The organism is Acinetobacter sp. C26M (assembly GCF_023702675.1).
GTDB lineage: Bacteria > Pseudomonadota > Gammaproteobacteria > Pseudomonadales > Moraxellaceae > Acinetobacter.
Map to the genome: position 1 here is coordinate 3915914 of NZ_CP098478.1, position 17784 is coordinate 3933697.

Annotated in this window: 20 protein-coding genes; 9 read left to right on the forward strand and 11 right to left on the reverse strand. The window is 39.8% G+C overall.

Annotation, left to right across the window (positions count from 1 at the left end; all coding sequences use genetic code 11):
- The first annotated feature begins 13 nt into the window (after window positions 1–13).
- Entirely contained in the window at window positions 14–931 is a 918-nt protein-coding gene (locus NDN11_RS18080; protein WP_167251553.1) for a LysR family transcriptional regulator, read from the forward strand.
- Window positions 932–983: 52 nt separating this feature from the next.
- Here the strand turns inward: NDN11_RS18080 and NDN11_RS18085 are convergent, their stop codons facing one another.
- A complete protein-coding gene (locus tag NDN11_RS18085; RefSeq protein WP_251110404.1) occupies window positions 984–2180 on the reverse strand; it encodes a low temperature requirement protein A in 1197 nt (398 codons plus the stop codon).
- Between the two features lie 376 nt (window positions 2181–2556).
- Between NDN11_RS18085 and NDN11_RS18090 the strand changes: the two genes are divergently transcribed.
- Window positions 2557–3513 carry a TerC family protein gene (locus tag NDN11_RS18090; protein WP_167251557.1) on the forward strand — a complete coding sequence of 319 codons (957 nt, stop codon included), beginning with the start codon at window positions 2557–2559 and terminating at the stop codon, window positions 3511–3513.
- A gap of 56 nt (window positions 3514–3569) precedes the next feature.
- Here NDN11_RS18090 and NDN11_RS18095 read toward each other — a convergent pair whose 3' ends face one another.
- Complete coding sequence (locus NDN11_RS18095) at window positions 3570–4172, reverse strand: nucleotidyltransferase family protein (RefSeq protein WP_251110405.1); 603 nt, start codon at window positions 4170–4172, stop codon at window positions 3570–3572.
- A gap of 173 nt (window positions 4173–4345) precedes the next feature.
- Here NDN11_RS18095 and NDN11_RS18100 point away from each other — a divergent pair, with 173 nt between their 5' ends.
- Genes NDN11_RS18100 through NDN11_RS18110 form a run of 3 tightly spaced genes read left to right on the forward strand, consistent with a single transcriptional unit; the run spans window position 4346 to window position 6170 of the window.
- On the forward strand, window positions 4346–4735 hold the full coding sequence (locus NDN11_RS18100; RefSeq protein ID WP_167251561.1) for a hypothetical protein: 390 nt from the start codon (window positions 4346–4348) through the stop codon (window positions 4733–4735).
- Between the two features lie 21 nt (window positions 4736–4756).
- Window positions 4757–5917 (forward strand): glutathionylspermidine synthase family protein, encoded by a 1161-nt coding sequence (locus NDN11_RS18105; protein WP_251110406.1) that lies wholly within the window; start codon window positions 4757–4759, stop codon window positions 5915–5917.
- A 46-nt stretch (window positions 5918–5963) separates the two neighbouring features.
- Window positions 5964–6170, forward strand: coding sequence for a hypothetical protein (locus NDN11_RS18110; protein ID WP_167251565.1), 207 nt, complete (start codon window positions 5964–5966; stop codon window positions 6168–6170).
- Window positions 6171–6226: 56 nt separating this feature from the next.
- Here the strand turns inward: NDN11_RS18110 and NDN11_RS18115 are convergent, their stop codons facing one another.
- Together NDN11_RS18115 and NDN11_RS18120 are read right to left on the reverse strand one after the other, a co-directional pair.
- Entirely contained in the window at window positions 6227–6703 is a 477-nt protein-coding gene (locus NDN11_RS18115; protein WP_251110407.1) for a hypothetical protein, read from the reverse strand.
- Between the two features lie 165 nt (window positions 6704–6868).
- Window positions 6869–7342, reverse strand: a complete 474-nt coding sequence (locus NDN11_RS18120; protein WP_251110408.1) for a hypothetical protein — start codon at window positions 7340–7342, stop codon at window positions 6869–6871.
- Window positions 7343–7529: 187 nt separating this feature from the next.
- Here NDN11_RS18120 and guaD point away from each other — a divergent pair, with 187 nt between their 5' ends.
- From guaD to NDN11_RS18135, 3 genes are all read left to right on the forward strand, one after another.
- The gene (gene guaD, locus NDN11_RS18125) at window positions 7530–8846 is read left to right on the forward strand and encodes a guanine deaminase (protein ID WP_251110409.1); all 1317 of its coding nucleotides are present in this window, start codon (window positions 7530–7532) and stop codon (window positions 8844–8846) included.
- A 226-nt stretch (window positions 8847–9072) separates the two neighbouring features.
- Window positions 9073–9603, forward strand: a complete 531-nt coding sequence (gene hpt, locus NDN11_RS18130) for a hypoxanthine phosphoribosyltransferase (RefSeq protein WP_005146279.1) — start codon at window positions 9073–9075, stop codon at window positions 9601–9603.
- A gap of 232 nt (window positions 9604–9835) precedes the next feature.
- Entirely contained in the window at window positions 9836–10087 is a 252-nt protein-coding gene (locus NDN11_RS18135; protein WP_167251573.1) for a GlsB/YeaQ/YmgE family stress response membrane protein, read from the forward strand.
- 58 nt (window positions 10088–10145) lie between these two features.
- On the opposite strand, the gene NDN11_RS18140 is transcribed toward NDN11_RS18135, so the two are convergent.
- The gene (locus tag NDN11_RS18140) at window positions 10146–10844 is read right to left on the reverse strand and encodes a DsbC family protein (protein ID WP_251110410.1); all 699 of its coding nucleotides are present in this window, start codon (window positions 10842–10844) and stop codon (window positions 10146–10148) included.
- Window positions 10845–11261: 417 nt separating this feature from the next.
- Between NDN11_RS18140 and NDN11_RS18145 the strand changes: the two genes are divergently transcribed.
- The gene (locus NDN11_RS18145) at window positions 11262–12440 is read left to right on the forward strand and encodes a PilT/PilU family type 4a pilus ATPase (RefSeq protein WP_251110411.1); all 1179 of its coding nucleotides are present in this window, start codon (window positions 11262–11264) and stop codon (window positions 12438–12440) included.
- Between the two features lie 56 nt (window positions 12441–12496).
- Here the strand turns inward: NDN11_RS18145 and NDN11_RS18150 are convergent, their stop codons facing one another.
- From NDN11_RS18150 to rpmH, 6 genes are all read right to left on the reverse strand, one after another.
- The gene (locus tag NDN11_RS18150) at window positions 12497–12844 is read right to left on the reverse strand and encodes a hypothetical protein (protein WP_251110412.1); all 348 of its coding nucleotides are present in this window, start codon (window positions 12842–12844) and stop codon (window positions 12497–12499) included.
- Between the two features lie 148 nt (window positions 12845–12992).
- Window positions 12993–14348, reverse strand: a complete 1356-nt coding sequence (gene mnmE, locus NDN11_RS18155; protein WP_251110413.1) for a tRNA uridine-5-carboxymethylaminomethyl(34) synthesis GTPase MnmE — start codon at window positions 14346–14348, stop codon at window positions 12993–12995.
- A gap of 113 nt (window positions 14349–14461) precedes the next feature.
- Complete coding sequence (gene yidC, locus NDN11_RS18160; RefSeq protein ID WP_167251581.1) at window positions 14462–16222, reverse strand: membrane protein insertase YidC; 1761 nt, start codon at window positions 16220–16222, stop codon at window positions 14462–14464.
- Window positions 16223–16224: 2 nt separating this feature from the next.
- Window positions 16225–16548 carry a membrane protein insertion efficiency factor YidD gene (gene yidD / locus NDN11_RS18165; protein WP_004803336.1) on the reverse strand — a complete coding sequence of 108 codons (324 nt, stop codon included), beginning with the start codon at window positions 16546–16548 and terminating at the stop codon, window positions 16225–16227.
- Window positions 16549–16557: 9 nt separating this feature from the next.
- On the reverse strand, window positions 16558–16953 hold the full coding sequence (rnpA, locus tag NDN11_RS18170) for a ribonuclease P protein component (protein WP_004656857.1): 396 nt from the start codon (window positions 16951–16953) through the stop codon (window positions 16558–16560).
- A gap of 27 nt (window positions 16954–16980) precedes the next feature.
- On the reverse strand, window positions 16981–17115 hold the full coding sequence (rpmH, locus tag NDN11_RS18175) for a 50S ribosomal protein L34 (protein ID WP_000831329.1): 135 nt from the start codon (window positions 17113–17115) through the stop codon (window positions 16981–16983).
- Window positions 17116–17784: the final 669 nt, after the last annotated feature.

Here is a 17784-nt window from a genome sequence, read left to right on the forward strand (position 1 = left end):
TTTATTCAAAACTATGAATCAGATTCATAATACCAATCCACTCGAAGTGGGTAATTTCCATCGCATTGATATTAATCTGTATCCGCTTTTTATTGCTATTTTTGAGCAAAACAGTATTTCAAAAGCAGCTCAATTACTCTGTATCAGCCAGTCTGCTGTCAGCCATGCCTTACAGCGCTTAAGAACTCAATTAGGCGATGAGCTATTTGTCCGCAGCGGACAAAAGATGTTACCCACACCTTATGCTGAACAGATTTATCAGCCGATTCAAACTGCATTACTAACGATTCAGCGAATTGCAGTCCCTCAGCACGATTTTGTTCCGAATATGCTGCAAAATCTGAAAATTGCTATTCACGATGAAATTGAGCCGATTATTTTTCCTGAATTGGTCAATCATTTTGCCCAGCTGAACCTAAATATCCAGTTTTTGAGTTCTAAATTGGATCGTAAAAATATGCTGGCAGATCTCTCTGCGCAGCAAATTGATTTTGTGATTGATCTGGTACAACCACATCAAGATCATTTACAGTTTGAAAATCTGATTGAAGACCATTTTGTGGTCTGTACCCAACAACAAGACATGGATTTATCTCTGTATTTATCATCACCCCATATTGGGGTGTCATCACGGCGTACAGGCCTATTATTAGAAGATATTTATCTCAATCGACAACAACTGTCTCGACAAATTTTCCTACGTTGCCAGCATTATTCAACTGCATTACAAGTTTTGGCTCAATATCCAAATGCGATATTGACCATTCCGCAAAGTATCCTCAAACACCTACACTATGCTGAAAATCTGAATATTCACGCATTGCCCATCGAATTACCAAAAATCAATATGGGCATGTATTGGCATGAACACGTCAAACACAATCCTCGCCATCAATTTTTACGTGCTGAAATTCTAAAGATTTTTGCTTAAAACAAGCGAGTTTATCTTGTTTCTCGCTTGTTCTCGCAATCCCGTGCTTTGATTATTTACTGGATGCCATCTGCTCATCACTCCATTTCATCAAATATATTTTTGAAATGAGAAGACGCAGGATATAAATCACTGCCATCGCAAAAACGATATAACCAATATCGGCAAACAACAATGGAATCAAGAAGAGGATCAGAACTGTGACTGGATAAAGCCAACGTCGCCATCCTGATAAATAAAATGCCTCATAAAACAACCAAATATAGGTACTATAAATCACCAAACAGGCAGCAATCAACCATCCCATCATTTGACTGGAAATATGGGCATGTTGGGTTGAAACATCGACAGCGGCGGCTAAAGCTGCGCCTAATATCGCAATACTAATAAAGATAAAAAAATGACCATAGCCCCATAAAAAAGGCTGCACCCCACGACGTTGATGGTGATGATGGCTGCGGTCAAAGTAGACCCACCACATTGCAAACATCATCAAAAGACCACCAATGACTAAAAAGATTTCCTTAAAATTCACGTCATGATTGGAAAAAGCTTCCTGCGTTGCCGCAAAACTGCCAATGATGGATTCGCCCAATACGATGATGGTGAGTAATGCATAACGCTCAACAATATGATGTGGATGCCAAGGCGTTACTGCATGTTTTTCGGCATACAGGGGCACTACTAACTCAGCAACAACTAAAATGAGGAACAGCAAAGGGGTCATATGAATGGCGCTGAAATTTCCAATCAACCATCCCAGCTGCACCATGACAATCCCGATTGCATATCGATACGCTGTCACCTTTCGTACGGGATCATGTTTTGCGACACGTATCCATTGTGTCACTAAAGCCAAACGCATAATCACATAACCAATGATAATCACATCGAAATTATGTTCTTGGAAAACCGCGGGGATACCTGCCGCCATCACCAATGATCCAACAATTTGCGCAAAGGTCAAACAGCGATACAGTGTGTCATCATTGTCATAGGCTGAAGCAAACCATGTGAAATTCATCCACGCCCACCACAAGGCAAAAAACACCATAAAATAGGTCGGCATAGCGTGCCATAAATGACCTTCAATGATTGCGTGATGAAGTTGCTGTCCTGCGGTTGCAATTGCCACTACAAAAATCAGGTCAAATAACAGTTCTAAAGGTGTAGCTGCACGATGAGCTTCTTCAGGATCACGGGGAGCAAATAATTTTCGTGTTTTATTTTGATTTTTTTCAGCACTCATCTCTTATTCTCGGAATAATACCTTAAAGGTTAACTTAATCGATCTTCATGAATTTACCTATCACCTCGATCATAAAAATGCTTAAAATTTATGCATTGAAAATTTGCTTAAATCGATTATTTATGTAATTCTATGCTCATCTTTGGATAGCATTATCCATACAGAATTTGACAAGGGGAGTAGCCTCCTCCAAACCTAAGTCACAAACAGCTTAGGTGTCAGAGTTTCGTCATTACACTTTGCAAAAAGTCGGACTCTGAGCATCACGATCAATCGTGATGTAGGCAAGACCTTGATCATGTTGAAACAGGTGTATTAATTCATCTGGCAACTGGTCAAGGTTTTTTTATGTCCATTTGCCAGATAGGGAGTTGTGATGGAAACTATCGGTAATTTATGGCTATATGTCGTGTTCTTCGGCCTTGTCACAGTCATGCTGCTGATCGACTTTTTAGGCTTTAAACAAAAACAAGACCAAGATGTTCCTATTCGACAAGCAGCTTACTGGAGCATTGCATGGGTGACAGTCGCAACGATCTTTGGTGGTGGCTTATGGTTCTACCTACAACAAACCGTAGGAGCAACCATTGCAAACCAAAAAACCATGGAATACTTTGCAGGTTATCTACTGGAAAAATCGCTGGCAATTGATAACGTCTTTGTCTGGCTGATGATTTTCGCAGCGTTTGCGATTCCACCTGCATTTCAACGTAAAATCCTGCTTTATGGTGTATTGGGCGCGATCATCCTAAGAACCATCTTTATCTTTATTGGTGCTTGGTTCGTACAAGAGTTCTCTTGGGTGCTGTATATCTTCGGTGCGTTCTTGGTCTACACGGGCTTTAAGTTCCTGAAAGGACAAGATGAAGAAGACACCAATATCGAAGATATCAAGCTGTTGAAATGGTTACGCAAACACATGCGTATCACACCACAACTACATGGTAATAACTTCTTCGTTCGTCAGAACGGCGTGTTGTGGGCAACGCCATTATTCTTAGTCTTGATATTGGTTGAAGCATCTGATGTTATTTTCGCGGTGGATTCTATTCCTGCGATTTTCGCTGTCACCAGTGACCCGTTCATTGTCTTAACCGCAAACTTAATGGCAATTTTAGGCTTACGTGCAATGTTCTTCTTGTTGGCAGGTGCTGCAAGTAAAATGCATTACTTACCATATGGCTTAGGCATTATCTTATTGTTCATCGGTGCGAAAATGTTATTGCTCGATGTATTCCATATGCCAATCTGGATCTCATTAGGCTTTATCGTATTGGTATTAAGCATCACCGCTTATCTATCTTTACGTCATAATAAAAATCAAGTTCAATAAGCAACTTAATATAAAAAAGGGTCTTCAATTGAAGACCCTTTTTTATGCAGACCGGTTCAGATTTTGGGCTTGATGGGAGGATCAACCAATTGCAATTTTGGCCATTGCTGTAACCATTGTTTAGCCGCAACACGATCTTTAAAAGTCGCATAACTCACCAGTGCTGGATTCCAACGCAGTTTTAATTCAAATAAATCCTGCAAACCAAACGGTGCAATCAATTCCAGCTCTCCTGATACATTTAAGCGTACCGCAATAGCTGTTGCTGTATCGGGCCATAGCAATAAGGCGTGTTCAATCGATGCTAAAGGCTGAATCCTTTCACCATTTTCTTTGCAATACCATGTGTGTACCAAAGCTTGATTGACCACATCCCATTGTTGTTCAGGAAAAAGCCTTGCTAATTCTTGCTGTAATGTGCTTTGTCTGTTGTGATTTATTTCCAATGCATGATGGTAAATCACATCAATATCGCTATTGTTCAGTTCAAAAGATTGACCATGTAAATAATAGGTCCACACCATATTTCGAAGCACACCCGCGCTTAAATAGGCTTGCGGATGTGAATGAGATAATGTCTGCAATATTGTAAACAGTACAGAGGTGTGAGTAATCAACTCGAAAAGGATCGATTGATAATACTCATGTGTATTTTTCATGCTTCGATCAGCTGCATATATTTATTGAATCCACACATAATCATGCCTGAGTACTCTGTACTTTGAAACCGTAGATCAATATGATATGTCGGCTTTCCTAATCAGAAACATAATAAGACAAGGGCTGTTCGCACATTGCTATCGAACATGTCCATTAAAATGAGTGGGGTCTCATGCGTTCTAAAAAAATTAACCTAGTCGTCGTACCATTATTATTAACAGCATGTAGCCATAATGATGGACCATTGGTACAAGATGTTTATAACAACCAATACGACTGCGCTACAGACTGGAATACCGAAACCTGCGAGGAAGAAAATAGCTCAGGGAGTGGAGGTTCAAGTGCTGGTGTTCGTTATTATGGTGGCTTTGGTTCAGGTCGCTATCTAGGACCACAATACTATCAAAATAACCGCGAAGTTTCTTTCCGTGGCAATAACTTACGCCCACGTACCAATCTCAGCGTAGGACAACCTTCCATTTCTACCACAGCCAAAAGTTCTTCAGCTTCTTCTCCAATTCGTGGCGGCTTTGGTCGCGGTGGCTTTTCCTTTGGTGGTTAACTCCAAAAACTGATATACAAGATGAAAAGAAAAATACTGACTCCACGCACAGACTGGCAGATTGAACACCAAAATATTGGCTTTGATTATTTTAATTTACCTTCGCTCGATGGTTCGATCTATTGGTCTGAAGGCATTGCTTATGAATTTAGCTTAAAGCAAATTGAACAGCTTGAAGATGCTGCTAATGAATTACATCAAATGTGCTTATCGATTGTAGGCGATCTGATTCAGCGCGGTAATTATCCCGATTATTTTCAGATTCCGCATGCAGCAATCGCACATATTGAACAATCATGGCAGCAAAATGCACCCATGCTCTATGGACGTTTTGACTTCGCTTATGATGGTCGCAATATCAAAATGCTGGAATACAATGCCGATACCCCAACGGGTTTACTCGAAGCCTCTGTAGCGCAATGGCTTTGGATCGAACAAGTTTCAGGTATTCCCAATCGAGATCAGTTTAATAGTATCCATGAAGACCTGATCAAACGTTGGAAAACCATTCTGCCACGTGGCAGCCACGTCCATTTTGCTGCATGTCAGGAAGCAGGCCGTGAGGATTGGGGCAATCTAGAATATTTAATGGATACTGCCTTTCAAGCCCATTTACAGGTCTCTGAACTTTCAATGGAGAATATTGGATGGAATGGGCAAGGTTTTGTTGATTTAAACAACCATCCTATTCACAACCTATTTAAGCTTTATCCATGGGAATGGATTTGGGAAGAATCTTTCTCCCAATACCTCAACCCTCAAACACAATGGATTGAACCCTGCTGGAAAATGTTGCTCTCCAATAAAGCGATTTTAGTTGAGCTCTGGAAACGCTATCCAAATCATCCGTTATTGGTCGAGACACACCAGTTTGACCCACAGCAAACCTTGTCTGGTAAATGGGTGAAAAAGCCAATTTTGGCAAGGGAAGGGGCAAATATTCGGGTGTTGCAAGATGGCCAAGATCAAGGTGCTGCTTCGGGAAGCTTTTATTTTGAAGACTATGATAAATACGGCTATGTGGTGCAAAAATGGGTAGATACACCATCATTTTCGGGTCAATTACCGACGCTAGGCTTATGGATGGTTGGACACCAATGTGCGGGGATGTCAATTCGAGAAGACTGCTATGACATCATTGGTAATGATGCCCATTTTGCCGCACATTATTTTGTGGAATAAAATATTTATTTCACAGTAACTTAGATTATTACAGTTGAGTCATCAGGTGAACGAAAAATATAAATGGATACTACTGAAAGGTGGTTTAGGCTTTGGGCCTTCTTTTGCTTTTCTTTATTATTTCTTACAAGTACATATTAGAAATAATACGGTTCCTTTCGGTTCTATCACAGCTTTGCTTGTCATCAGCATCCTACTAGGCTTGGCTTGGGGAGCAGCGATGTACAATATGCTAGGTAAACAGAAATCTTGATTCTTTTTTCACAAGGATTTACTAAAATGTAAATCCTTAGAAATTTGTCGCTCCAATTAAACGTCCAAAAAAGGAACATCCCCCCAATATATATCTCCTTGATATTCATTTATATCAACCAGTTGAGTACAGTAACTGGTATATACCTCTAAATGAGCTGGACGATGTTCAAAATCAGCCCAACCTAAAAAAACACGGCCCTTTTTATCAGTAGAATTTTCTTTGGGAAGATAAAAATACAAGAGCTTACCATCAAGCTGTACATCATTTTCCCATTGGAAAAATGCTAGTTCATCAACATCAAACTGTTCTTTTGCAAGAATTTTATAACAGAGAATTTGATGCTCATCCTCATCAAAAGCCACAAGTTCTTCTGATAAAACATCTTTGGAATGATAGCTCAGAAAAGTCTCATTTTTAGCGGCATTGATGTCATCCACAATACACTCTATCAGCGCGAAGCTTTGCCTTAGCTTGCCTTCAGCATCGGTATATTCAAATAAGATCCATGCAGTTGCAAATTGCTGTTTCATTTCTTCCAGTAAAACAGCAGTATTGTGAAAAACGTTAAATCCATGCTTGAGTGCGAGTTGAACCTTGGACATATTGATCTCTTAACAGCAGTCTGCAACGAATATCTGATGTAGTTTCAATGTTATTGATAGCATCAAATGCTGGTTTAAATATTGACCTATAACTTAAATCGTATGTGCTGCCACACGTTTCATATACGCAGCCAAGCGAGTAAAAAATAAGATTTGCAGAAAAATCGTAAAAGCCGAAACACACCACTCATACCACATCTCAAATGCAGTCTGTGCTAAAGCAAAATATTGATAAATCGCCAACAGCACAACACCAAATACAATGCCCGCCACCGTCGTCTGCATTAAAATCGGAAAGGATAATGCTGTAATCCGATTCAAGAAATGAATACCTTGATCACCACCATTGGCCTGATACGTACGTTGGATCCCAAGAACCATAATCACAAGGGTTAAAGCAGCTTCAACACCAATCACACGGACATCATAATAAGGCGAATACATACCGTAGTAGTACACCACACTGACCACCAATGCCGCCGCAAGATAATAATTCTTATAATGTTGTTTACTTAAAGTATCTTCAGCCAACTCATGTGCCAAAGCTTTGGTATTCCAATAATACATGTGTATTTTTCTCAAGAAGTATCATTATTGCTGACAATTTACTCATTTCCACTCAAAAGTAAAGTGAATTGATTCAATCTTTTACTCACATTTATACACGCTTTAATGGCTTTAATTAGGCGAATAATCCAGTAAGTTCGGCAAAATCGGGTACAATCAATCGAAAAAAGTAAAATTGTAGGTTGTTATGACTTTGGCTACTCCAATCACGGTGATTCGTGGTCGCTTCTTAGATATTCAAAAAACCGTTTCTCAGGCTGCAGAAATTGCCGACCAAGTTCGCTATATCGAAGATGGTGTGCTCATCACTGAACAAGGTAAAATTCGCTGGTTTGGCACTTGGAACGATGCTCAAGCCTATCTGCCTACAAACGTTGAAATTCAGCATTATCCAGAGCAATTGATCATTCCAGGAATGATCGATACGCATATTCACTTTCCACAAACCGAGATGGTGGGTGCCTACGGCGAACAATTGCTCAGCTGGTTAAATACCTATACCTTCCCAACTGAAATCCAATTCAAAGACAAAGCTTACGCGCAAGAAATTGCCAAGTTTTTTGTCAATGAACTACTGAAAAATGGGACCACCACGGCACTGGTATTTTGCACCGTGCATCCAGAGTCTGTTGATGCCCTATTTGAAGCTGCAGAACAGCACCAGATGCGCTTAATTGCAGGTAAAGTGATGATGGATCGTCATGCTCCAGAAGCACTGTGTGATACCGCAGAGAGCGCTTATGATGACTCTAAGGCACTGATTGAGAAATGGCATGGTCAAGGTCGTGCGTTATATGCGATTACGCCACGTTTTGCTCCGACATCTACACCTGAACAACTCGAAAAAGCAGGACAGCTCAAAGCACAATTCCCAGATGTGTATGTACATACCCATTTAAGCGAAAACAAAGATGAAATTGCGTGGGCTAAAGACTTATTCCCTGAGCAAAAGGGTTATTTAGATGTTTATCATCATTATGGTTTAACTGGCCAACGCTCGGTGTTCGCACACTGTGTGCATTTGGAAGATGCTGAATGGAAATGTATGCATGACACAGACTCTGCGATTGCTTTCTGTCCAACCTCTAACTTATTCTTGGGCAGTGGTTTATTTCCATTGAACAAAACTTGGGAACAGCAAGTTAAAGTCGGCTTGGGCACAGATGTTGGGGCAGGGACCTCGTTTAGCCTGTTACAAACCGTCAATGAAGCCTACAAAGTACAACAGTTACAAGGTGATAAGCTCTCTGCTTTTGAATCGCTTTACCATGCGACATTGGGTGGAGCAAAAGCCTTGGATCTCGATGATAAACTCGGTAACTTCAACGTCGGTAAAGAAGCTGATTTTGTCGTATTGAATCTGAAAGCTACAGCATTGCAGCAACTACGTCAGTCACGCTCAAAGTCGATTGATGACAGCTTATTCGCCTTATTCACTATGGGTGATGATCGAAATATTGAGGCAACTTATATTTATGGACAAAAAGCCTATAGCCAAAGCTAAACCTTTAAACAAACAAAGACTTGGGTGGATCATATTGGCCATCGGTTGCGCTGTTCTGTTAAAACGTGACAGTCGCTTATCTCAAAATGATACATATTCTTCATCATCAAAAGGTGCATGAAATGTGATTTTGTTTTAAAATTCCCACATTAGCTCAAGTTTTCGAGGTGTTGCAGGTCAACACCTTTTTTATTTTTCCAATTTTTAAAGTGTTAGGAATCTACCGATGACCATTGCAATGCGCATTATGATTTCAAGTGAAGAGATTCAAGCTAAAGTGAAAGAACTTGGCGAAAAAATCAATGCACACTATGCTCAAAGTGATAAAGAACTGGTATTGATTGGCTTATTGCGTGGGTCAGTTATTTTTATGGCAGACTTATGCCGTGCAATTGAAAAGCCACACGAACTCGATTTTATGACTGTTTCTAGTTACGTCAATGGCACGACTATTTCATCACGTGACGTCAAAATCCTCAAAGATCTTGATGGTGAAATTCACGGTAAAGATGTACTTGTGGTTGAAGATATTATCGACTCAGGTAACACTTTAAGCAAAGTGGTAGAGATGCTTAAAACCCGTAATCCAAACTCAATTGAACTCTGTACATTAGTAAGCAAACCATCACGCCGTGAAATTCCTTTAGAAGTAAAATTTTTAGGTTTTGAAGTCGAAGATCGCTTTATTGTAGGTTATGGTTTAGATTTTGATCAAAAGTATCGCCATCTGCCTTTTATCGGTGAGATTGGTCTTTAATTTATAAACAACATCGTTGATATTTCTTCGCTGCTTATAACGTATGTAATGGGCTGAATATCGCTCTTACTTTAGGTGCTTTCGGGCACCTTTTTTATGGGCTAATATTAAACAAACCCTGCTAAAGAATGCACAAAAATACGACATAACTAGGCAATCGACTACAGACAAAGTAAGCCTAAATCAAGCAGGATAATAAGAAATACTGCTGATAAAACAAGGAGAAAAGATAATGTGGTCTCTAATTGTAGCGATTGTTGTTGGTTTTTTTGCTGGTTTAATTGCACGGGCATTACACCCAGGCGATGACAAAGCGGGCTTTATTGTAACGACTTTATTAGGTATTGCAGGTTCATTACTCGCTACTTATGGCGGTCGTTTACTGGGCTTATATGCTGAGAATTCGGCAGCAGGCTTTATTGCGTCCGTACTTGGTGCTGTGATTATTTTATTTATTTATAAATTGGTCACTAAAAAAAGCTAAACCGTTCAAGGCTCCCAATTCATTTTTAGCAATGAATTGGGAGTTGTTCTTCATAAATCTATAGGCCTAATTCTTTCCAAATCATTTGAATTTCTTCAGCACTACGTCCACCCACCATTTTTAAACCATTTCCAAAGATCAAAGTAGGTGTCCCGTCAACCCCAAGTTTACGTCCTAACTCAAGGTTACGTTCAATTGGATTGGCACAGCTTTTTTCTTTAGGCCGCACATTTTTCTGCAACAAATTTTTCCAGGCATAAGCTTGGTTGGTATCACACCAAACGGACTTTGAAACCGCGATCGATTGTGCTTTTAAAGGATACATAAAGGTATAAATCGTGACATCATTCAGCTTATCCAGTTCCGCTTCTAGTTTTTTACAGTATGGACAATTGGGGTCTGAAAATACTGCTAGTTCACGCTTTCCAGTGCCTTTGACGGTTTTAATCGCATCTTTAAAAGGTAGCTGTTTCCATTCAATTGAGTTTTGCTTTAGGACTAAGTCCTTGGTGAGATTCTTTTGATCTTTTAGACGGACCATTGAACCCACAAACATGTATTGCGCGTTTTCATCCAAGTAAATAATCTGATTATCTAAACTAGCGCTGTACAGACCAGCCATCTCTGTGGCTTGGATATTGGTCACTTGAATATTGGGATATTGCTTATTTAAATTGCTTTTTAAGCTTTCTACGTTGGCAAAACTCATTGCAGAAATGCAACTGAGTAATGAGAACATCCCAATTTTTTTTAACATGACAAACACTCAACTTTAAAATCAGCGGCTATTGTAATCAGTCGGATCATTACGAACAGCTTAGCTTACTCAGCAACAACCAAAACCCAACCAACACTAGCGATGTTTCACGTGGAACATCGATTAATGCTGTCAAATTACGTTAAAAATCACTGAGCCGATGATCTATTGCGTAAAAACAAGACAATTTTCACACATCATATTGATAATTATTTAATAATTTTAACAAGTATATAGATCAATACATGGCTTTTTGGAATAATTCAGCCCACTGACTAAGTCGTGATCATTAGACTTGATTGCATAGCAGATGGTCCATTGCTGTTTTCATTTTAAAGCAATAGGTCTATGTTTATCTTATTGGATTATCTGAGTCAGTACTGAACACCGTTTCATTTTAAAAGGTTAGGTAAATCAATGTATAATGCGGAATTATTAGAAGAAGCTAAAACCTTTATGTTCCATATGCTCAGCAAAGTAGTGGAATATGAGGGATCAGATTTATTTATCACAGCAGATTTCCCACCAAGCATTAAGCTACAAGGCCTAATGCGACCTTTAGGGCAACAAACCTTAACCGCAGACAAAACTAAGCTATTTGCCTATAGTTTAATGAATGAAAAACAACGCCAAGAATTTGAAACAGAATGGGAATGCAATTTTGCGATTAATGTGCCCAATGTTTCCCGTTTTCGGGTCAATGTATTTAAACAACAGCTGCAAATTGGCATGGTTATTCGGACCATTACCTCCGAAATTCCAACCTTTCAAAAATTAAAACTACCAGAATCATTAAAAAATGTGATTATGGAAAAGCGTGGCTTGGTTTTGGTTGTTGGAGGAACGGGTTCAGGTAAATCGACCTCATTAGCTGCCATGATTGACCATCGTAATGAAAACTCAGCAGGGCATATCATTACCGTTGAAGATCCAGTGGAATATGTGCATAAACATAAAAAATCGATGATTACCCATCGTGAAGTGGGGGTTGATTGCCATTCATGGCAACATGCCTTGAAAAACACGCTACGTCAGGCGCCTGATGTGATTCTGATTGGTGAAATCCGTGATACTGAAACCATGGAACACGCGATTGCCTTTGCGGAAACAGGGCATTTATGTTTAGGCACATTACACGCCAACAATGCCAACCAAGCCTTGGATCGAATTATTAACTTTTTCCCAGAAGAGCGTCGCAATCAGTTACTGATGGATCTTTCATCCAATATGAAAGGGATTATTTCGCAGCGTTTGGTACGCACCCAAGATGGTAAAGGACGTCGTGCCGCAATTGAAATTTTGCTAAATACCCCATTAATTGCAGACAATATTCTCAAAGGCCAGTTCCATGCACTGAAAGAGCTTATGAGCAAATCGCGTGAACTGGGCATGCAAACCTTCGACCAAGCTTTATTTGAGCTCTATAACGAAGGTGCGATTAGCTATGATGAAGCACTACGCAATGCCGATTCTGTGAATGAATTACGTTTACAGATCAAGCTAAAAAGTACCCGTCAAGAAGGTGCACCCGTTGTAATGATGACTTCATTAAATGTGGTACAAGAACAAAAAGCAGAGGAAGAGCAAGAAACTTAATATATTGGGGCTTAAACAAAGATAACTCGTCTAAGCCCAATTATATAAACTTAATATTAAGAATCAATTGTAAATCTATCCTTAAAATCATCCCAAGAACGGAAAATTTTATTTTTAATTTTTTTAACCGCTTTTGTAAATGTCATTTCTTTATTCGGTTGCTGCTTTAACTTTTCCTGTGATCTATCTTCTTTTGCGCGAAGTTCAGTAAGTCTTTTCTCTTTTGCCTCTCGTTCATCTTGCAGTTTACCTGCTACTGTTTGGCCTGTCCCCTTACAGGGCCTTGATTGAAATATAATTGAGCCTTTTTCTTCACACTTGTAGACTTCTGTTACTGCATAAGAGGAAGTTGATACTCCTAGAAAAACAACAATACAAACAAGGCTATTTAATATATATGACATAGATTATTTAATAATAAATTTTCAAATCCTAATATTTTAACAAAAAATTAAAAGATCGTAATAAAATAAATGAGAAAAAATAAAAGCACTAATTTATTATAAATTAATGCTTTTATTTTATAACTATTAAAATGGCTTAAATACTAAATTACTTGCCAATACAGAACGAACCAAAAATTTTACCTAGAAGATCATCAGCACTAAAATCCCCCGTGATTTCACCCAATGCATTCTGCGCCAAGCGCAATGACTCGGCCACCAGTTCACCTGCATTAAACACAACGAGTTGCTCACGTGCTTCTGCTAGATAGCGCTGAGTGCGCTTCATTGCGTCTAAATGACGCGTTCGGGCAATAAAGGTATCTTCTTCAGGCTGGAAGCCAGCATGCGCTGTAATCGCCTCTATGAGCGCTTGAACCCCCATATCCTGTTTTGCAGAAACACTGATATGACGGAAGCCCTGATAATAGCTTAACGTAGCATCTTGACCCGTTAAATCGCATTTATTGCCAATCAATAACAAACGTTTTGGCTCAAGATGCTCTGCAAAATATTCATGTGCCAATTGCAAAGGTTCATCACCTTGATTTAAGTCATAGACCAACAGCAATAAATCTGCCTGTTCAATTTCCTTGATCGCACGACGAATCCCTTCTTGCTCCACGATATCCCCAGTTTCACGCAAACCAGCGGTATCAGTTAAGGTGATCGGCAAGCCATTGAGGCTGATCTTTTCATGCAACACATCACGAGTAGTACCGGCAATATCGGTCACAATGGCACGCTCATGCCCCGCCAATGCATTTAACAAACTGGATTTACCCGCATTCGGTTTACCAGCAATCACCACCTGCAAACCTTCACGTAACAACTGCCCCTGACGTGCAGATTGCTGTACAGCTTGAACGGAGTCTTGTACATCATCCAATAAGGCTAAAATCTTACCATCGGCAAGAAAATCAATTTCTTCTTCTGGGAAATCAATCGCGGCTTCAACATGCAGACGTAAGTGAATCAACTTTTCTAAAACGGTATTAATCTTGGTGGAAAAAGCACCTTGTAAAGAACGAACTGCCGAACGAGCAGCAGCTTGTGATGTCGCATCAATCAAATCAGCAATCGCTTCGGCCTGAACCAGATCCATTTTGCCATTTTCAAAAGCACGCATGGAAAATTCACCCGCTTTTGCAGCAGTAGCGCCTAAATCAAGTAAGCGTGCCAGCAAAGCATTTTGAATGACTGGACCACCATGTCCCTGTAATTCCACCACATCTTCACCAGTAAACGAGTGAGGATTTGGAAAACATAATACAATGCCTTCATCCATCACACAGCCATCAGCATCACAAAACTGACGAAAACCAGCCATGCGTGCAGCAGGAAGTTTTTTCTGGGTCAGTTGCTCCGCTATTGCATAGGCTTTCGGTCCAGAGAGTCGAATCACCCCCACACCACCACGACCTAATGGGGTAGCAATCGCAGCAATAGTGGTTTGATGTTGCATGTTAAATTCACCTAAAACGAGCGGGTTATGGAATTGAGAACCCTAAATACAGCCAAAGAAAAATCCGCCTAAGATTACCATCTTAAGCGGATTTATTCAGTAAAAGTTCGAACTTAAGCGCTCGGCTCAACCTTGTTGAGACGGTCTTTTTCGACACCTTTGTTAATAAACCATTGTTGCAAAATGGTAATACTGTTGTTGACGATCCAGTAAAGTACTAAGCCTGCTGGGAAGAACAACATGAATACCGTAAACATGATTGGCATGATACGGAATACTTTTGCCTGCATTGGATCTGTCGGTTGTGGGTTCAACATTTGCTGAACAAACATAGTCACACCCATGATCAACGGCAGGATGAACCATGGATCCATCGCGGATAAGTCTTGAATCCAGCCTAACCATGGTGCGTGACGGAGTTCAACAGATTCCATCAATACCCAGTACAACGCTAAGAAAATTGGCATTTGTAATAGCAATGGCAAGCAACCAGACAATGGGTTAACTTGTTCACGCTTATAAAGTGCCATCATTTCTTGAGAGAAACGCATGCGGTCTTCGCCAAATTCTTCTTTCATGCGTTGCATTTCTGGTGCAATCACACGCATTTTCGCCATCGAACGATAACTTTTTGAAGAAAGTGGCCATAAAATCAACTTCACTAAGATCGTCAATAAGATAATTGACCAGCCCCAGTTACCGATAATGTTATGGAAAAATTGCAAGCCCAAGAACAATAATTTAGCAATTGGCCATAACCAACCATAATCCACAGTTTGGTTTAAACCAGCAGCTAAGTCTTTGAGTTCAGATTGGATTTTTGGACCTGAATACAGTTTAGCATCCACTTCCATTGACGTACCTGCAGGTACATTGATCACTGGAGAGGTGAAGCCCATGATGTTCATGCCGTCCGTAGACTGACGTGACTCTAATTTTGCATTATATGGCTGACCATCGGCCTGAGTGAGTTTTAAGTTCCCAGGAATCCATGCGCTCACAAAATAATGCTGAACCATGGCAACCCAGCCGCCTTTGGCTTCAACATTTAATTTTTCATCATTAAAATTGGCGAACTTCAACTTGTTATAATGTGCTTCTGGTGTACCCCAAGCACCACCAAGATAGGTTCCCAAGGTGAAAATACCTTGAGAAGACTTGCCTGGGTCATCCGAATTATCACGCTTTAACTGACCAAACATTTGACCTTGCCAGTTTTGCTGACTACGGTTAACGACTTGGTGTTTAACGGTAATTGGATAATCGCCTTGCGTGAAGGTGAACGATTTGATCACTTCCACACCTTCAGGTGTTTTAAATACCAACGGCACAGTCAACACTTGCTGTGTTTTACCATCTTTCGACGCAACGCTTTTCGCATCTGCCAAGGTATATGCTGTTTTTTCAACATCATACATTGGACGACCGCCACGGCTGCTATCCGGTCCATTTAAACCAATTAAACCAGATTGAGCGACGTAGGTACGTTTCGCATCACTTTCCAGCATGACAAACGGTTTATCACTGTCTTTGCTTTCATCATGGCTTAACAATTCAATACGGACGATATCACCACCTTTTGGATTGATCCAAAGATGATAAAGATCAGTTTGTACTGAAATCAGTTGCTGACTCACAGATGTATTATGTTCTGTGGCTTGTGATGCAGTCACATTTGCTTGTGGCACGTCTGAAGCCGCTGTTGCATTTTGAGCATTTGGCAAATCTGCAGATACTTCATGTGCAGTCACAGCAGCCGCTTGTTGTTGCGGTGCTGGTGCAGCATGACCATAATCTTTTTGCCAAGCCAAAATAAGCAAATATGCGGTAACAAACATGGCTCCAAGAATTGCAAATCTGGCCCATTGTTGCATATCTATAATCCCAAATGGTTAGAGAGATTTTGCTTGAATAAACGATCACGAAAGGGTACAGCAACGTGATGCATTTGAGAATCTATTTGATGAAACGAAATAAAACGAAGTGCTTTACGAGGCACAGGATCATAGCCTGATCCACCCCAAGGATGACAACGGCAAATTCGCTTAGTCGATAGCCATACACCTTTGACCGCGCCATGTGTCTGCAACGCTTCGATTGCATATTGCGAACAAGTGGGAATATAGCGACAACGAGGACCCAATAATGGACTAATTGCGATTTGGTAACATCTTATCAACCAATGCAGTAAACGTACCATTGGAGATCTCTAATTTTGGAGGGATGTCACAACGACTTTGGAATGCTTCTTTGCTAAGCGTTGTAATTTTTGCCAAGCAAAATCTAATTGTTGATGTAATTCTTGATTTGCGATTGCTTCTATACCTACTTTAGGCATCACCACAATATCGATATCAGCATTAAATTGCGCTTGATGTAAACGAAAGCTCTCCCGAGCAAGACGTTTTATTCGATTTCGTTCATGTGCACGACGCACCTTTTTTTTAGCAACGACAATACCCAAACGGCTTTTCGGCTGTTCGGTTAATTTTGCTAAAAAAAGGAAATGGGGCTGATGCACTTTAAAAAGCGCACCATCAAATACACTTTTATAATCAGCGGCACAACGAATACGAGATTCAGTGCCGAAACTGTAAAGTGTCATCACCCAAGTCTGGTCAGCTTAACAGTATTAAACAGTTAAGCTATGACGACCTTTTGCACGACGACGAGCTAAAACTTGACGACCTGCTTTAGTAGCCATACGAGCGCGGAAACCATGAACGCGTTTACGCTTTAATTCAGATGGTTGGAAAGTACGTTTCATTTCGAAACTCCAAAATGATCTTTCTATAAAGGTCCGCGATTTTATTGCGCAATGTTTACGCTGTCAATGAAAAATCAAAAACTTTACATTTTGTTTGTTCTGTTTTGAAGCAATAAAGCTGCTCACCGTTATAGGCTTTTATTGAAAACAAAAAATATACACAAGCTATCTATTTAAATAATATCAGTATTCGTCTATATTCACAGCTTACAAACAAGCTTATCAACAATTCAACTTCTGATTTAAATTTAATTCTTGGATTTTGAATTTAAATTTCGATATGCTCAGTTATCCACAATTTAAGTAAACCCTATAAGTAAATTCAAATTTTAAAATTTAAATTTATTCTTATTAGGGTGGATTAATTCTGTGGAAAGTGATGTTTTTTTATGAATAAACATGATGTTATGTTGTGGATAAGCATGTTTTTATCAATTTTATAGTTTGTGGATAACTTTGATCTTAAAACTATCCACAGTTTGTGCAAAAAGTTATGCACATGCAGTTTTGAATTTAAATTTATAAACGGATGCTGTCTTTTTCAGCAAAAGTCCCATAAATTGTCCTGACAGATGTGGATAACTTGGTTAGAATGGCGGCCCCTTTGAAAGATGAGGGGTGACGGTTTTTTATTTTTGAATTTAAAAAATGGATATATAGGGGATGCAC

Bases quoted from the DNA above. Each gene is read 5' to 3' on its own strand.
- NDN11_RS18080 (WP_167251553.1), top strand. From the start codon at position 14: ATGAATCAGATTCATAATACCAATCCACTCGAAGTGGGTAATTTCCAT.
- NDN11_RS18085 (WP_251110404.1), bottom strand. From the start codon at position 2,180: ATGAGTGCTGAAAAAAATCAAAATAAAACACGAAAATTATTTGCTCCC.
- NDN11_RS18090 (WP_167251557.1), top strand. From the start codon at position 2,557: ATGGAAACTATCGGTAATTTATGGCTATATGTCGTGTTCTTCGGCCTT.
- NDN11_RS18095 (WP_251110405.1), bottom strand. From the start codon at position 4,172: ATGAAAAATACACATGAGTATTATCAATCGATCCTTTTCGAGTTGATT.
- NDN11_RS18100 (WP_167251561.1), top strand. From the start codon at position 4,346: ATGCGTTCTAAAAAAATTAACCTAGTCGTCGTACCATTATTATTAACA.
- NDN11_RS18105 (WP_251110406.1), top strand. From the start codon at position 4,757: ATGAAAAGAAAAATACTGACTCCACGCACAGACTGGCAGATTGAACAC.
- NDN11_RS18115 (WP_251110407.1), bottom strand. From the start codon at position 6,703: ATGAAACAGCAATTTGCAACTGCATGGATCTTATTTGAATATACCGAT.
- NDN11_RS18120 (WP_251110408.1), bottom strand. From the start codon at position 7,342: ATGTATTATTGGAATACCAAAGCTTTGGCACATGAGTTGGCTGAAGAT.
- guaD (WP_251110409.1), top strand. From the start codon at position 7,530: ATGACTTTGGCTACTCCAATCACGGTGATTCGTGGTCGCTTCTTAGAT.
- hpt (WP_005146279.1), top strand. From the start codon at position 9,073: ATGACCATTGCAATGCGCATTATGATTTCAAGTGAAGAGATTCAAGCT.
- NDN11_RS18135 (WP_167251573.1), top strand. From the start codon at position 9,836: ATGTGGTCTCTAATTGTAGCGATTGTTGTTGGTTTTTTTGCTGGTTTA.
- NDN11_RS18140 (WP_251110410.1), bottom strand. From the start codon at position 10,844: ATGTTAAAAAAAATTGGGATGTTCTCATTACTCAGTTGCATTTCTGCA.
- NDN11_RS18145 (WP_251110411.1), top strand. From the start codon at position 11,262: ATGTATAATGCGGAATTATTAGAAGAAGCTAAAACCTTTATGTTCCAT.
- NDN11_RS18150 (WP_251110412.1), bottom strand. From the start codon at position 12,844: ATGTCATATATATTAAATAGCCTTGTTTGTATTGTTGTTTTTCTAGGA.
- mnmE (WP_251110413.1), bottom strand. From the start codon at position 14,348: ATGCAACATCAAACCACTATTGCTGCGATTGCTACCCCATTAGGTCGT.
- yidC (WP_167251581.1), bottom strand. From the start codon at position 16,222: ATGCAACAATGGGCCAGATTTGCAATTCTTGGAGCCATGTTTGTTACC.
- yidD (WP_004803336.1), bottom strand. From the start codon at position 16,548: ATGGTACGTTTACTGCATTGGTTGATAAGATGTTACCAAATCGCAATT.
- rnpA (WP_004656857.1), bottom strand. From the start codon at position 16,953: ATGACACTTTACAGTTTCGGCACTGAATCTCGTATTCGTTGTGCCGCT.
- rpmH (WP_000831329.1), bottom strand. From the start codon at position 17,115: ATGAAACGTACTTTCCAACCATCTGAATTAAAGCGTAAACGCGTTCAT.